The organism is Sediminihabitans luteus, from assembly GCF_002797595.1.
Taxonomy (GTDB): domain Bacteria; phylum Actinomycetota; class Actinomycetes; order Actinomycetales; family Cellulomonadaceae; genus Paraoerskovia; species Paraoerskovia lutea.
In genome coordinates, this window is the sequence record NZ_PGFE01000001.1 from 1,174,022 (window position 1) to 1,188,946 (window position 14,925).

The 14,925-nt window shown below is 76.0% G+C and carries 15 protein-coding genes; 6 read left to right on the top strand and 9 right to left on the bottom strand.

What is annotated here, in order from left to right:
• Positions 1–79 precede the first annotated feature (79 nt).
• From CLV28_RS05475 to CLV28_RS05490, 4 genes are all read right to left on the bottom strand, one after another.
• Positions 80–718 (bottom strand): DnaJ family domain-containing protein, encoded by a 639-nt coding sequence (locus CLV28_RS05475; RefSeq protein WP_100422171.1) that lies wholly within the window; start codon positions 716–718, stop codon positions 80–82.
• 213 nt (positions 719–931) lie between these two features.
• The gene (locus CLV28_RS05480) at positions 932–1,681 is read right to left on the bottom strand and encodes an SDR family oxidoreductase (RefSeq protein ID WP_203968209.1); all 750 of its coding nucleotides are present in this window, start codon (positions 1,679–1,681) and stop codon (positions 932–934) included.
• Positions 1,682–1,683: 2 nt separating this feature from the next.
• Positions 1,684–2,163, bottom strand: a complete 480-nt coding sequence (locus CLV28_RS05485; RefSeq protein WP_100422172.1) for an ATP-binding protein — start codon at positions 2,161–2,163, stop codon at positions 1,684–1,686.
• A 175-nt stretch (positions 2,164–2,338) separates the two neighbouring features.
• Positions 2,339–3,922: an MFS transporter gene (locus tag CLV28_RS05490; RefSeq protein WP_100422173.1), complete on the bottom strand. Its 1,584-nt coding sequence runs from the start codon at positions 3,920–3,922 to the stop codon at positions 2,339–2,341.
• Positions 3,923–3,993: 71 nt separating this feature from the next.
• Here CLV28_RS05490 and CLV28_RS05495 point away from each other — a divergent pair, with 71 nt between their 5' ends.
• Positions 3,994–5,019: an Lrp/AsnC family transcriptional regulator gene (locus CLV28_RS05495; RefSeq protein ID WP_100422174.1), complete on the top strand. Its 1,026-nt coding sequence runs from the start codon at positions 3,994–3,996 to the stop codon at positions 5,017–5,019.
• Here the strand turns inward: CLV28_RS05495 and CLV28_RS05500 are convergent.
• Complete coding sequence (locus CLV28_RS05500) at positions 4,975–6,390, bottom strand: glycosyltransferase 87 family protein (RefSeq protein ID WP_100422175.1); 1,416 nt, start codon at positions 6,388–6,390, stop codon at positions 4,975–4,977. The two genes, CLV28_RS05495 and CLV28_RS05500, sit on opposite strands and share 45 nt — an antisense overlap.
• Before the next feature lie 63 nt (positions 6,391–6,453).
• Here CLV28_RS05500 and CLV28_RS15440 point away from each other — a divergent pair, with 63 nt between their 5' ends.
• Positions 6,454–8,184 carry a GAF domain-containing SpoIIE family protein phosphatase gene (locus CLV28_RS15440; protein WP_170062621.1) on the top strand — a complete coding sequence of 577 codons (1,731 nt, stop codon included), beginning with the start codon at positions 6,454–6,456 and terminating at the stop codon, positions 8,182–8,184.
• 207 nt (positions 8,185–8,391) lie between these two features.
• Positions 8,392–8,580 carry a hypothetical protein gene (locus CLV28_RS05515; RefSeq protein WP_100422176.1) on the top strand — a complete coding sequence of 63 codons (189 nt, stop codon included), beginning with the start codon at positions 8,392–8,394 and terminating at the stop codon, positions 8,578–8,580.
• A 98-nt stretch (positions 8,581–8,678) separates the two neighbouring features.
• Here the strand turns inward: CLV28_RS05515 and CLV28_RS05520 are convergent, their stop codons facing one another.
• Positions 8,679–9,305, bottom strand: a complete 627-nt coding sequence (locus tag CLV28_RS05520; RefSeq protein WP_100422177.1) for a nucleoside/nucleotide kinase family protein — start codon at positions 9,303–9,305, stop codon at positions 8,679–8,681.
• Between the two features lie 4 nt (positions 9,306–9,309).
• Positions 9,310–10,632 carry an FUSC family protein gene (locus CLV28_RS05525; RefSeq protein WP_100422178.1) on the bottom strand — a complete coding sequence of 441 codons (1,323 nt, stop codon included), beginning with the start codon at positions 10,630–10,632 and terminating at the stop codon, positions 9,310–9,312.
• Positions 10,633–10,704: 72 nt separating this feature from the next.
• Between CLV28_RS05525 and CLV28_RS05530 the strand changes: the two genes are divergently transcribed.
• Positions 10,705–11,211: a MarR family winged helix-turn-helix transcriptional regulator gene (locus tag CLV28_RS05530; RefSeq protein WP_100422179.1), complete on the top strand. Its 507-nt coding sequence runs from the start codon at positions 10,705–10,707 to the stop codon at positions 11,209–11,211.
• Positions 11,208–11,885 (top strand): sugar O-acetyltransferase, encoded by a 678-nt coding sequence (locus CLV28_RS05535; RefSeq protein WP_308440391.1) that lies wholly within the window; start codon positions 11,208–11,210, stop codon positions 11,883–11,885. The genes CLV28_RS05530 and CLV28_RS05535 overlap by 4 nt, the downstream gene beginning before the upstream one ends.
• A gap of 10 nt (positions 11,886–11,895) precedes the next feature.
• Here the strand turns inward: CLV28_RS05535 and CLV28_RS05540 are convergent, their stop codons facing one another.
• Positions 11,896–12,810 (bottom strand): hypothetical protein, encoded by a 915-nt coding sequence (locus CLV28_RS05540; protein WP_100422180.1) that lies wholly within the window; start codon positions 12,808–12,810, stop codon positions 11,896–11,898.
• Between the two features lie 46 nt (positions 12,811–12,856).
• Positions 12,857–13,687: an MBL fold metallo-hydrolase gene (locus tag CLV28_RS05545; protein ID WP_100422181.1), complete on the bottom strand. Its 831-nt coding sequence runs from the start codon at positions 13,685–13,687 to the stop codon at positions 12,857–12,859.
• A gap of 44 nt (positions 13,688–13,731) precedes the next feature.
• On the opposite strand from CLV28_RS05545, the gene CLV28_RS05550 reads away from it, so the two are divergent.
• Positions 13,732–14,925 (top strand): MFS transporter, encoded by a 1,194-nt coding sequence (locus CLV28_RS05550; RefSeq protein WP_239073289.1) that lies wholly within the window; start codon positions 13,732–13,734, stop codon positions 14,923–14,925.

The window sequence follows — 14,925 nt, forward strand, 5'->3', positions numbered from 1 at the left end:
ACTCGCACGGGGAGCGAGCGGAGAGCGCGAGCGACGTGCGCCACTTCTCGGTGCCACGGCGCTCCGGGCGCTGCACGGCTCAGGCCCGGCGCCACCAGCGTCGACGTGCCCGGGCCTCCCCCGGTGCGCCGGGCGCCGTCGGCCCCGCGGCGTCCCCGGGGCCCTTCGCGCGCGCGACCCGCGCCGCCCGGCGCGCGCGCCACGCCGCCACCTCGTGCTCGACGTCGCGCAGCGGGGTCACGACGGGCGGGCCGCCCGTGAGCTGACGTCGCGCGGCCACGACGCGCGCGTTGAACTCGTCGAGCGCCGCCCTGACCTCGTCGGCCGTGAACAGCTCGTCGAGACGCGCGTCGAGCACGGCGTCGTCCTTGCGCAGCTGGATCGCCTCGGGGGCGACGCCCGTGATCTGCTCGCGCTCGATCAGGTTCTTGACCCACCAGTCGGGGTCGCGGCTGTCGATGCCGGGGATCGGGCGACCCGCGAGCGGGAGGTCGTCGAACTCGCCGCGCTCCATCGCCTGCTGGATCTGCCGCTCGACCCACAGGTGCTTGGTCGCGGCACGGTCCCGCCGCCGACGCTCCGCGAGCGCCTTCTCGCGCTCGGCCTGCTCGAACTCGGCGACCTGCCGGTCGGCGTCGTCCGGGTCGTAGGCCGTCGGACCCCCGGCGTCCCGGTCCGCGCGGTACTGCGCGGCGTTGCGCGCGGCGTCCTCGCTCATGACGGACTCCCTCGGCTCGCTGGACACCCGTGGAACCAGCGTACCGAGCGGCGTCCGCCGAGCACGCGATCAGGCACCGCCGAGCACGGGGTTGTGCACACGCGCGGCCCTCGCCGGTGTGCACAACCCCGTGCTCGGCGGGCAGTGCGGGCGGCGGCAGTTCGGGCGGCGGGCAGTGCGGACGGCGGGCAGTGCGGACGGCGCCCTTCGGGCTCAGCGGGCCGCGAGCCAGGTGCGGAACGTGACCGCGCCGCGCACGTCCGGGTCCGCGCAGGTGAGCGCGCCGGCGCGCAGGGCCCGGCCGCTCGCACCGAGCACGCGCAGCGGGACGACGAGCGCGGTCGTGCCCGTGGCCGCGACCCACTGGCGGGCCAGCCCCGCGACGTCGGACACCTCGGGGCCCGCGACCGTGACGCGACCCCGCCGCGGACCGGCCTCGACCACGTCCGCGAGGGCGGCCGCGACGTCCGCGACCGCGACGGGCTGGAGCGGGAACCCGGGGCCGGGCAGGACGCGCGCCCGGGCGGCCCCCGCGAAGACCGACCCGAGCAGGTCGTGGAACTGGGTCGCCCGCACGAGCGTCCACGGCACGGGCGACGACTCGACCACGACCTCCTGCTCGGCCTTGACCGCGTAGTAGCCGTAGGCCCGCACGCGCTCGCACCCGACGATCGAGACGCCCACGTGGTGCGTCACGCTGGCCTGCTGCTCGGCCGCGATGAGCCGCCGGGTGCCGTCGACGAGCACCGCGGCGGTGCGCGCCCGGCTCACCGAGACGGCGTTGGTCGCGTCGACGACGACGTCGCAGCCGGTCAGCGCCTCGTGCAGCCCTCGCCCCGTGGCGAGGTCGACCCGGTGCGGCGCGTGCCGGGCGAGCGCGCGCACGTCGTGCCCCCGGGCCTCGAGGGCGAGCACGGTCGCCCTCCCGAGCGTGCCCGTGCCGCCGACGACCGCGACCCGCACGACTATCCCGCCGTCGGCGCCAGGGCCTCGGCGGCCGGGGTGTCGGGCGCGCCCGGCTCGGGCGTGAAGACCGCCCACACGTGCTTGCTGTTGCCGACGCGGTACCAGCCGACGGCCTCCGCGACGCGTGCCACGAGGATCAGGCCGAAGCCGCCCTCGCCGGGCGCACGGTCGCCGCCGAACTCGGGCACGCCCGTCGGGTCGTGGTCCGCGACGTCGAGCAGGTGCTGGGTGCCGCGGGTCGAGAGCACGACCCGCGTCGGGGGCAGGGCGTGCCGCAGCGCGTTCGTGGCGAGCTCGCTCGCGACGAGCACCATCTGCTCGGCGCTCTCGGTGAGCCGCGCGCCCGCCGCGGGCGGGAGCCCCGTGAGCTCCTCGTGGAGCGTGCCCCGCAGCCGGGCGAGCTCGTCGAGCGAGTCGATCACCCACCGGCGCTGCGGGACGAAACCTGCCGGGGGAACCTGTTCGTCGAGCTCGTGCACACGATCACATCCCTCGTCTGGTCGGACCTCCAGGGTGCGCCGTCCGGGCCGTGCACGCGCGGCGAGAGGCACCGGATGTGGTGGGCGCCACGTCCGGTGCCTCGGGGGCGGACGGCGCGACCGCGGCCGCGCCGTCCGCCCGGTCGAGCCGTCCCCCGGGATGCGTCGTCGCAGGTCAGGCAGGCTCCTCCGCGAGGATTCCGCGTGCCACGACCGGGACCGCCGGTCCGGCGCCGACCGGCACAGGGGTCGGCGAGACCGGGGTCGGCGAGACCGGGGCGGCGGCCTCGACGGTCGAGGCGGTCGCGGGCGTGCCGTCCGACTCGCCGGCGCGTGCCTTGCCGTTCGAGATCCGCAGCGCGAGCACCGCGAACGTCAGCGCGAGGCCGGCAGAGACGAGCCACACCGCGACGTACGCGGACTCGCTCGCGACGGTCGACGCCGCGTCGCCCGTGCCGACGGTCGTGACGAGGCCGCTCATGATCGCGGCGAACACGGCACCCGCGGCGCCGCCCGAGGCGGTGCGCGAAGTGTTGTAGAGCGACGAGGTGATCGCGACCTGGTCCTGCGGGGCTCGCATCACGACGATCGTGGGCAGGGTCGCCATGAGGACGCCGCCCGCGACCGACGTGACCGCGGTCAGCGCGAGGTAGCCCGGGGTCGAGGAGTGCCACGCCGCCATGACGAGGTAGGTCGCGCCGGCCGTGAGGCTCCCGGCGAGGATCGTGGCGCGGTAGCCGATGCGGCGGGCGATCCGGTCGCCCATGCTCGCGCCGAGGAACGCGAAGCCGCCCGCGACGAGGGCGATCAGGCCGACGCCTGCCGAGCCCATGCCGAGCCCGAACCCAGCGACGTCCGGGTCGGTCAGCGCGAACACCGACAGCGGGGTCTGCCCGCCGAGCATCCAGGCGCCGAACAGCACGCCGAGGCCGATGGGCAGTCCCACGCCCGAGGAGCCGACGGCGCGCAGGTCGACGAGCGGCGAGGTCACGCGGAGCTCGAGCGCGGTCCACCCGGCGAGCACCACGGCACCGCCGACGATCGCGACGAGGGTCTTCGGGTCGGTCCAGCCCCACACGTTGCCGTTGCCGACGCCGCCGAGCAGCATCACGAGGCCGAGGCCCAGGAGCGCAGCGCCCCACCAGTCGATCGTGCCGGTCGAGCGCACCGACGTCTCGGGCACGAGGAAGATCACGACGGGCACGCACAGGGCGAGCAGCACGGCCGGGGCCCACAGCACGACACCGAGCGGGAGCACCTCGCCGAGGCCGCCCGAGAGCAGTGCGCCGAGCGAGGCGCCGAGCGTGAGCGCGCCGATGAGCAGGCCGATCGCCTTGCCGGCGTTCTCGGGGTTGCGGTCGCGGACGATCGCGAACTCGAGCGGGATGAACGCGACGAGCGCGGCCGAGATCGCGCGGCCGAGCAGGAAGATCTCGAACGTGGGCGCGACCGCGACGACGATCGAGCCGATCGCGGTCAGGGCGGCGGCGATCGCGAGCATGCGCTTGTGGCCGTAGCGGTCGCCCATCTTGGCGATCACGGGCACGAACACGACGCTCGTGAGCAGGAACACCGAGGTGACCCAGTTGAGCGCGCTCGGCGGGGCGTCGAAGCGCTCGCCGATCTGCCCGAGCAGCGGCAGGAACCAGCCCTGGAGGAACCCGCTCGACAGCTCCATGACGACGAGGAACCCGACGAGCGACGAGACCGTCGCGGTGCGCGCCGGTGCGCCGGTACGTGATGACGATGGTGAAGACATGTGTGACCTCCCGGTCGGATCGTGCGACCGACGCTAGGGATGGCAGCGTTTCCGGCGGGTAACATCGCAGGATGCCGACGGAATCGACCTCACGATTGCAGGATTCCGACCTCGACGAGGCTGATCGCCGGATCCTGCACGCGCTCCAGGTGCGCCCGCGCGCCTCGTGGACCCTGCTCGGCGAGGTGCTCGGGCTCGACCCCGCGACCGTCGCGCGGCGGTGGGAGCGCCTCGCGGGCGACGGTCTGGCGTGGGTCACCGCCTACCCCGCGCGCCTCGTGGGCAGCGACCCCGCGGGGGCCCTCGTCGAGCTCGAGAGCCGTGCCGGGCACGTGCACGCGCTCGTCGACGAGCTCGCGCACGACCCGCAGTGCCTCTCGATCGACGTGACGGCGGGCAGCCGCGACCTGCTGCTCACGGTCGCCGCGACCGATCAGACGGCGCTCGCCGAGTACCTCGTGGACCGCCTCGGACGCATGCGCTCGATCCGGTCGATCCGGTCGCAGATCGTCGCCGAGGTGCTCGCCGACGCGAGCACGTGGCGGCTGCGGGCGCTCGACCCGGAGACCGTCGCCCGCCTCGAGGAGCCCGCGCCGCCGCTCGCACGACGCGCCACGACCCCGCTCGAGCAGTCCGTGGTCGCCGAGCTCGCGGCCGACGGACGCGTGAGCGCGACCGCCCTCGCGGGGCGGCTCGGCGTCTCGGAGCGCCGGGCCCGCGACACGCTGCGGACCGTGCTGCACGGGCACGTGCGCCTGCGCACCGAGGTGACCCGGGCGGTCTCGGGGTGGCCGGTCAACGCCTGGTACTTCCTGCGCGTCCCCGCGGCGCAGGCGCAGCGCGTGGGCACCGAGCTCGGTCGGGTCGAGGAGGTGCGCACCGTGATGTCGACGATCGGCAGCTGGAACATCGCGGTGGGCGTGTGGCTGCGCACCCTCACGGACGTGCAGCGCCTCGAGTCGACGCTCGAGGCGCGGCTGCCGGGCGTCGTGATCGTCGACCGTTCGACCGTGCTGCGCACCGCGAAGATCGTCGGCACCGTGCTCGACGCGTCAGGTCGTCGGACCGCCCGGGTCGCGATCCCCGTCGTCCGCTGACGACGCGCGCACCGCCCCGTCGTCCACCGACCGACCATCCACCGGCCCGTCGCCCGCGGACCCGGCACCCTCCCGAACCCGCACGCGCGCGACGAGCACGCCCGCCGCGACCGCGAGCACGAGCACGAGCGCGTTGCGCACCGCCGCGAGCACGGTGTCGAGCGGCACGGCCAGCAGGAACTCGTCGTAGTGGTCGGGGAACAGCCGGTGCGTGAGCAGCGCGACCACGAGCAGGGCGGCCGCGAGCACCGTCCACGTCCCGGGCCGCAGCACGCGCGACCCGCGCGCCCCCAGCGCCGCGAGCGCGACCGCGACGGGCGGCGCGAACCACGTGACGTACTGCGGCGAGCCGACCTTGTTGAACGCGACGAGGCACAGCGAGAGCGCGAGCGTCGCCAGGAGCACGAGCTCGAGGTCGGGACCGCGGCGCGCGACGTCGTCCGGCACGGCGCGGCGCAGGCGCGCGGCCGAGCGCCACGTCGCGAGCGCGACCGCCGCGACGGCCACGAGCAGCAGCGTGTCGAGCGCGGCCGCGGTCGCGTCCGTCCCGGGCCCGGTGATCTCGAGGACCTTGAGGGGCGCGTCGAACACGACCGGGAACTCGCCCGACCACAGGCGCGCGAGCGAGAACGGCGTCGCGGCGACTGCCTCGACCTGCAGGCCGCGGCTGCCCTGGTCGCCGAAGAACGTCAGCACGCGCGCTCCCGCACCGCCGAGCAGCGCGAGCCCGACCACGATGGCCGAGACGAGCGCCGCGGGCAGCACGACGCGCCGCCACGGCCGGCGCACGACCAGCGCGAGCGGGACGAGGACGGCGCCCGGCGCGACCTTGACCCACGCGGCGCCGGTCGCCAGGGCGCTCGCGAGGCGCGGCCGGGCGACGGGCGCGAGCTGCGCGAGCGCGATCACGGTCAGCGCGGCGGAGACGCCGTCGAGCCGCGTCAGGGTGATCGGCCCGAGCGCGAGCAGGAACACGAGCCACCACCAGGCGCCCGTGGTGCGTCCACGGCCCGCGCGCACGAGCGACCCGACCGCGAGTCCGTCGAGCGCCACGACCATCGCGACGAACAGCACCCGGTACGCCTCGGGGTCGAGCGACCACAGCCCGGGGAGCGTGATCGGCACGAGCGCGCCGACGGGGTACACCCAGCCGGTGTCGAGCACGGGCCACGTGCCGTCCCGCAGCCCGGCCTCGACCCACGAGCGGTAGAGGTCGACGTCGCCGTCGAGCTGCCCGGGGAACTGCGCGACCTGGTGCACGAGCACCGCGTGGACCAGCACGAAGCCGATCCACACCACGGGCAGCCCGCCGAGCGTGCGCGCTGCGCGGGACGACCACGGACCGTCGTGCCGCGCGGGGGTCTCGATCACGGCGACACCCTACCGATCACGGGCCTGGTCGGAGCACGGCGTCGCGTGGCGGATACTTGCGACGTGCACAACCCTGACGCGCCGTCCCTCGCCGAGGTCGTCGGCGACATCCACGACGAGTCGTACCAGCGCTACGCCCGCCTCGTGCAGGCGTACATCGGCGCGCCCGTCGCGCTGGTGTCGTTCGTCGACGACCACGGTCAGGTGTTTCCCGGCGCGATCGGGCTGCCCGAGCCCTGGGCCACGGCGCGCAGCACCCCGCTGTCGCACTCGTTCTGCCAGCACGTCGTCGCGGCCGACGGGCCACTCGTCGTGTCGGACGCGCGCGAGGTGGACTTCCTGCGCGACAACCTCGCGATCGAGGACCTCGGCGCGATCGCGTACGCGGGCTTCCCCGTGCGCGACCCCTCGGGCCGGGCGGTCGGCTCGCTGTGCGCGATCGACGGCGAGCCGCGCGTGTGGACCGAGTCGGAGCTCGCCGTGCTCGCCGACCTCGCGGAGTCGTGCACGACCGAGATCCGGCTGCGCGCCGAGGGCGAGCGCGCCGCGCGCGCCGAGGCCCGCGCGAGCCGCCGCGACGAGCACTCGCGCGTGCTGCTGCGCTTCTCGGAGCGGTTCGCCGCCGGCCGCACCGTGGTCGACGTGCTCGACGCGGTCCACGAGGTCGCGGAGAGCGTCGCGGGCGCGGTGCGCTGCGCGGTCGCGCTCGTCGACGGCGAGCAGGTGCGCTGGGCGCGCGCCGAGCCCGTGCCCGGCATGCCCGACGACATGTGGTCGCCCCGCGCCCTCACCGAGGTCGAGTGGCCCGGCGTGCGCGCGGTCGCGCACCGCGAGACGTTCCTGTTCGAGGACGCCGACGCGCTCGCCGACGTGTTCCCCGTGATGCGCGGCATCGGCGGGCCGGGCGCGACCGCGATCGTGCCCGTCTCGACGCGCACCGCGACGCTCGGCGCGGTCGTGCTGCGCTGGGCCGCGCCCCGCACGTTCGACACCGACCTCGTGGACCTCCTCGCGGCACTTGCGGGGTACGCGGCGGTCGCGCTCGAGCGCGCGACGCTCATCGAGGGTCAGCAGCGCATCGCGACGGTGCTCCAGGGCGCGATGCTCGGCACGCTCCCGGCCGTCGCGGACGTCGCGCTCGACGCGGTGTACGCGCCCGCGCTCGAGACCGACCGGGTGGGCGGCGACTGGTTCGACGTGCTCCCCCACCCGGACGGCTCGCTCGACCTCGTGGTCGGCGACGTCACGGGCCACGACCTGCACGCGGCGACGCTCATGGGTCAGCTCCGGATCATGCTGCGCACGCTCGCGTGGGAGAACCCGGGGTCCGCGTCCGACGTGCTCGCGCGGCTCGACGCGGTCGCGCTCGGCACCCGCCTCGACGCGACGGGCACGGTCGTCCTGGTGCGGCTCGGCCCCGCGGGGTCGGACGGCGCGCGCGACGTCCGGTGGTCGTCCGCGGGCCACCTCCCCCCGGTCGTGGTGCGCGCGGACGGCGTGACGGACCGTGCGTCGTCCGACGCCCCCGACCTGCCGCTGGGTCTGCCGCACGCGCTGCCGCGCACCGAGCGCGCGCTGCGCCTGGCGCCGGGCGACACGCTCGTGCTGTACACCGACGGGCTGGTCGAGCGTCGTGGGACGTCGCTGCGCGCGAGCGTCGACGAGCTGTTGCGCGTCGCCGCGGTGCACGGGGCGGGGCTGCGCGCGGTCGACCTGCTCGAGGCCCTCGCGCCGGGCGGCACGGCCGACGACGACGTCGCGGTGCTCACGGCGACGGTCGGCGCGCCCGCGTAGGGCGTCGCTCGCGTCCCGCTCTGCCCGGATCGGGACGAGAGTTCACCGGGGGTTCTCCCGCCGGACGCCCGGGGTACGGATCGCACGGTGAGTATCGCAAGACGTCGGCGGTCCTGCCGTTATCGGATCGTGACCTGCGACGGCGTCACCCGCGGGTGCCGCCGACATCTCTAGGACGACGGGGACACGCACGAACCAGGAGCACCGATGACCTTGACCACCACGCCGAGCCACGAGCAGGTGCGGCGCGCGCTCATGTGGGCGCTCGCGCACGACCGCGAGACGCTGCTGTGGCACCGTCACCAGCGCGCGACCGCCCCGACGAGCGCACTGCGCGCACGGGCCGACGCGGCGATAGTCCAGCGCTGGCTCGAGCGCGACTGCGTGCCCGCCTGAGCCCCACCCCCAGCGAGCCCGGCGCGCACGTCGGGTCGGCGCGAGCGCCACGGCACCACGGGCGTCACGGCACCACGCGCGTCACGGCACCACGCGCGTCACGGCAGCACGAGCGCGGGGTGCCGCGCGTCGTCCACGCGCACCACGACGTCCGCGACCCTCTCCGGGTCCGTCTCGGCCCGGTACCGCGCGTACGCCGGGAGCGTCCACGCGTCGTCCGCCGCGACGCGCCGCGCGAGCGTCTCGGGCCGGACGGCGAGGTGCACCGTGACGTCGACCGCGAGCCCGAGCCCCAGGGCCAGGTGCGCGTCGAGCAGCAGGACGGCGCCCGGCGGGGCCGCGACCGGCACCGCCCGGGTCGAGCGGTCGGTGCGTGGGTCGCGCAGGCTCGGCAGGTAGGTGCCCGCGCCCTGCGGGCCGAAAGGCCGCAGCACCTCGCGGTCGAGCGCCGCGACGTCGAGACGCTCGTCGAGGTAGGAGTCCGGGTCGTGCCGTCCGTGCTCGAGCCGCAGCGAGGCGGCACGCAGGAAGTCCCCGGTGCGCACGCGCGGCGCGGCACGACCGGCCGCGTGCAGCGGCTCGACGAGCGTGTCGGCGAGGTCGCCGGGCCGGGTGCTCGGGTGACCGTCGACCAGCACGCGCCACCGGCGCTCGCGCGGCAGGGCCGCGAGCGAGTCCGTGAGGCGCTCGACCAGGGCCTGCGGGGTCAGGGGTTCGACGCGCACCCGGTCAGGCTCTCACGCGGCTCCCGTGCGCGAGGGGCACGACGACCAGCACGACGACGCCGATCAGGGCGCCGATCACGGTGTCCAGGGCGCGGTCGAGCGCGAGGGTCCCGGTCGCGGGCGCCGCGAGCGACGTCATGAGCAGCGCCATGGGCGTGATCGTGAGCATCGCGACCCCGTAGTGCCGGCCGACGATCATCTCGGTCACGACCTGCAGCACCACGATCACGGCGATCGCGGCCCAGAACCCGAGGTGCAGCTCGAGCAGCGGCCACGCCAGGAGCGCGCCGACGCACGTGCCCGCCGCGCGCTGCAGGCCGCGCACCGCGGCGTGGCGGTGCGAGACCCCCTGCAGGGTCGCGGTCGCGCCGACCGCCGCCCACACGGGGTGGCCGAAGCCCGCGACCTGCGCGACACCGGCCGCCACGAGCGCCGCGGCGGCCACGCGTGCGGGTGCCTGCCACCAGCCGCCCGCACGGGCGGCGAGGGCGAGCTGACGTCGCAGCGTGGTCCGGGCGGGCAGCCCGGCGGGCGCGTCCCAGCGCCCGTGCTGGACGCCCGCGGGCGTGAGCGTCGCCTCGATCACGTCGACCTGGGCGGCGAGCCGCAGGGCCTCGGGGCGCGTGCGCTCGTGCGACGCGTCGTCGGCGAGCACCCGGCGCGCGTGGGCGACCGTCGCCTGCGCGCGGTCGACGTTCCCGCCGTCGAGCGCGTGCCGCGCCGCATCCCCGGCCCGCCGCACCGCGAGCCGGGCGGGGGCCGTGGGTCGCGCGAGGTACCCGGCGGTGCACACGACCCAGGCGATCGCGACGCCCACCGCCGCGGCGAGCGCGTGCCGGCCGACGTCCGCGAGGTCGGGGCTGCCGGCCATCCCGGCGCCCGCGGCGAACACGACGATCGTGGCGCCGGGCGGGCCGAGCCGGGTCATGTCGGCGAACGCGGTGGTCGAGCCCGCGAGGGCCGCGACCACGACGAGCGTGACCGCGACCGGCGCGCCGAGCGCCGTCGTGAGTCCCGTGAGCGTGATCCCCACCACGAGCACGACACCGACGACGGCCAGCAGGACGGCGCGCCGCCGGTACGGGTCGTAGCGGCCGTAGACCGAGGCGAGGGCGCCGAGCGCGGCGAAGCCCGCGAGGTCGCGGTGCCCGGTCGCGGCGGCCACGACGAGCGCGAGCGCGACGGCGAGCCCGCAGCGCAGGGCGGCGGCGACCGTGGCGTCGGCGGGCGTGACGTGCAGCGCCGCGCGCAGCGTCGCGGGGGCGAGGATCTCCCGCGCCGCGTCGCGGGTCGCGGCGCGGGTGCGCGCCGCAGGAGCGAGGGTCATGCTGCGATCCTACGTGGTACTTCACAGGTAAAACATTCGTGAATCAGTGATGTCCGTCGCTAGGCTCGGACCATGGACTACGTGGACCGTGTGCGCGCGCAGTGGGCCGAGCGGCTGCCGGCCGTCGACACCTCGCCCGCCGACGTCGTCGCCCGCATCACCCGGATCGCCGCGCTCGTGACGCAGCAGTCCGAAGTCGCGCTCGCCGACCACGACCTCACGCGCCCCGAGTTCGACGTGCTCGCGACCCTGCGTCGCGCAGGACGGCCACTGCGCGCGGGCGAGATCCAGACGCTGCACCAGGCGCCCGGGGCGTCCGTGACCAAGCGCGTCGACCGGCTCGAGCGTGCGGGCCTCGTCGAGCGGACCGTGCCCGAGCGGGACCGGCGCGGCGTGCTCGTCGCGCTCACCCCCGCCGGCGTCGCGCTCGTCGACGCCCAGTTCCCGGCGCAGGTCGAGCGCGAGCGCGCGGTGCTCGCCGACCTCGACGCCGACGCCCGGGCCGAGCTCGCCCGCCTGCTCGCGGTGGTGCTGCGCGCGGTCGACGACGCGCCGTCGCGCGTAGCGTGGACCGCATGACCCAGCACACGACGTCCGACCAAGACCCCGCAGGAAACCCGGCTGCGACCAGGAGCACCGGGACGACCGGAAGCCCGGGGCCCCGGCCCGACCCGGCCGACGACCCGCGCGCGGCCGGGATGACGATGCGCGAGCGCATGCTCGCCGGTCTCGACTACCAGGCCTGGGACCCGGAGATCCAGGCCGACGCCGAGCGTCGCAAGGACCTCCAGCACCGCATCAACGCGCTGCACCCCGCCCAGGCCGAGGAGCGTCGCGCACTGTTCACCGAGATGCTCGGCACGTTCGGCGAGGGCGCCGACGTGCGGCCGCCGTTCTACTGCGACCTCGGCTACCAGACGCACGTCGGGGCGCGGTCGTTCATCAACTACGGGATGCAGTGCGCCGACGTCGCACGGATCACGATCGGCGAGGACGTGCTGATCGGCCCCTCGGTCAAGCTCCTCACGCCGACGCACCCGATCGACCCCGTGACCCGCCGTGCGGGGTGGGAGGGCGGCCGGCCGATCACGATCGGCGACGGGGTGTGGATCGGCGGCGGCGTGACCGTGTGCCCCGGCGTGACCATCGGGGAGAACACCGTGGTCGGCGCCGGGTCGGTCGTGGTGCGCGACCTGCCGCCGAACGTGGTGGCGGTCGGGAACCCGGCGCGGGTGGTGCGCGAGATCGACTGACCCGGGCCCGTCAGGCCTGCGCGGGCACCGCGTCCGCGATCGCGGCGAACCGCTCCCACAGCGCGGCGTCGGTCGCGTCGGTCGCGCCGAACGCGGAGACGACGAGCCAGCCGTCCCCCGCCTCGGCCACGAGCGCCGGCTCGTGCGCGGTCAGCAGGCGCGCGAGCGCGGGCGTGAGCACCGGGTACGCCGCGACGTCGCCGTGCCGCACCACGCCGGGCGCCCCGTCGAGCTCGCCCCGCGCCCGGGGGACGGTCAGCAGGTGCATGCGGTGCGCGGCACCCGCGGGCACGAGCGCGGCCGACGTCGCCTCGGCCTCGACGGGCTCCTCGTGCGGCATCACGTCGTCGGGCAGCTCCTCGCCCCACGGCTCGCGCGGCGCGCCACCCGTGAGGTCGAGCGCGAGGTAGCGGCACGACTGCGCGTTCGAGCCGCCCCGCGTGAACGTGAACGTGCCCACCTCGGCCGTGGCCCCGCCGCGGACCCAGCGCACGCGGTCCGTCGTCCGACCGTCGCGGCCCAGGTGGAAGAACCCGGACGGCACCGACGACAGGTCGACCACCGGCTCGGCGTCGAACCCGTTCGCGCGCGCGAACGCGACGACGCGGGCGTGGTCGCGCCACCGGCGTCGGGCCGACGCGCCCACCAGGGCGCGCACCCCGAACCACAGCGCGACCGCGACCGCGACGATCGCGACGATCACCGCGAGGTGCGAGGTGTTGCGGGTCAGCGCGAGGAACGCGAGCGGCAGCAGCGCCACGAACCCCGCGACGAGCGTCGCCGCGACGGCTGCGCCCGAGGCGTCCGCGCGCGCCGTGCGGGCGCTCGCCGCGCCGAGCTCGCCGCGCAGCGCGGAGTCCCGCAGCGCGTCGACCTGCGCGGCCGAGGGCGTGGTGGTCAGGGCGGTGACGTCGAGCGTGGGCATGGTGCGCAGGGTAGTCCGGCGACCTGGGCGGGCGGTCCAGGTCGCCTCAGGTCAGGTCGTCGTGGTCGCCGCGCACCCACGCGACGTGCCGGTCCGCCGAGCGTCGGACGACGGCGCGTGCGTCGGTCTCGATCACGCCCTCGAAGTTGTTGTACAGCCGGTCGAACGCGAACCGCTCGACGTGCGCCGTGACGCGCTCGACCACCGCCGCCGAGAGCGGGATCCGGTTGGGGTAGGAGCGCATGAAGCTCACCGACGCACGGTCCGGGTTCGCCATGATCGTGTCGCCGCTCAGCAGCACCCCGCGCCCGTCGGCGCCCGCCGCCCAGTGCGCGACCGCGCTGCCGGGGAAGTGCCCGCCGGGCTGCGTGAGCGTCACGCCCGGGAGCACCTCGGTGTCGCCGCTCCACGCCTCGACGAGCAGGTCGGGGCGCTGCACCCACGACATGTCGGGGGCGGCGACCAGCACCGGGACGTCGCCCAGCGCCCGCGCCCACGCCACCTGCACGCCGAACATGTGCGGGTGGCTCGCCGCCACCGCGACGACGTCGCCCAGCGCGCGGACCGCGGCCACGGCGTCGTCGTCCACGAAGCCCAGCGGGTCCCACAGCAGCATGCCCGCCGGGGTGCGCACGAGCTTGGCGCGCTGCCCGATGCCGACGCCCCCGCCCCCGGGGCCGGGCACCGTGTCGAGCGCGAACAGGTCGGGCTCGAGCTCGGACACCGCGACGCGCATGCCCTCGCCCGCGAGTTCGTCGAGCGTCGTCCACACCTGCCCCTCGGCGGGCACCCACTGGCGCTCGTCCGCGCAGATCGCGCAGACCTCGGGACGGGACGCGTGCTCGACGCCGCACGTGCGGCAGATCCAGAAGGTCATGACCACGACCCTAGCCAGACGGCCCCGGCGGGGATACTGGACGCGTGACCCCCGACCCGGCCGACCGCCGTCCGACGCCACCGCCGAGCCTGCGCGGCGCGATGCCGGGGCTGCTGACGCTCGCGGTCGCAACGTTCGTGGCGATCACGGTCGAGGTGCTGCCCGTGGGCCTGCTGCCGCAGATCGCCGAGGGCGTCGGCGTGAGCGAGTCGCGCGCCGGGCTGCTCGTGACGATCTACGCGCTCATGGTCGCGGCGCTCGCGATCCCTCTCACGGCGCTCACGCGCCGACTGCCCCGCAAGCCGCTGCTCGTGGGGACGCTCGTCGGGTACGCGGCGTCGAACGTCGTGGTCATGCTCGCGCCGGGCTTCGCGGTGCTCGCGGTCGGGCGGACGCTCGGCGGGATCGCGCACGCGCTGTTCTTCTCGGTCGCGATCGCGTACGCGACGCGCATCGTCGGTCCGCTGCAGGTCGGGCGCGCGCTGTCGATCACGTCGGCGGGCGGCACCGCCGGGTTCGTGCTCGGCGTGCCGCTGTCGACGTCGCTCGGCGAGGCCGTCGGGTGGCGGTGGGCCTTCGGGGTGCTGGTGATCGCGTGCCTGCTCGCGGCCGCGCTCGTCGTCGCGCTGCTGCCCGCGGTCGAGAACACTCCCCCGCGCGACAAGCGCGCCGCGGGCGGCGGGCACCGGTCGCGCCTCGCGATCGCCGCGACCGCGAACTCGCTCGTGTTCCTCGGGCACTACACCGTGTACACGTACATCGCGGTGATCCTGCTCGGTGCCGGCCTGCGCGACAGCGCGCTCGGACCGGTGCTGCTCGTCTTCGGCGCGCTCGGGCTCGTCGGGACGGCGTTCGCGGCGTGGGCCGTCGACCGCCGTCCGCGCCTCGGCGCCGCGCTGCCGGTCGCCGTCGTCACCGCGACCCTGGTCGCGCTCGGGCTCGCGCTGCCGCACCTGGTGCCGGTCCTGCTCGTGTGCATGGTGTGGCTCGCGGCCTTCGGCGCGATGCCGCCCGTGTTCCAGGCCGCGGTCATCCGGTCGGACGGCGTCTCGCCCGACATCTCGGGCGCGTTCGTCAACACGACCGCGAACCTCGGCATCGGCGTCGGTGCGGCGCTCGGAGGCGCGGTGCTCGAGGCGTCCGGCGCGAGCATGCTCGCGTGGGTCGGCGCCGGGATCGTCGCGCTCGCGCTCGTGCTCGTGCTGGTCGCGCCGCGCACGTTCCCGGCGCGCCCCTGA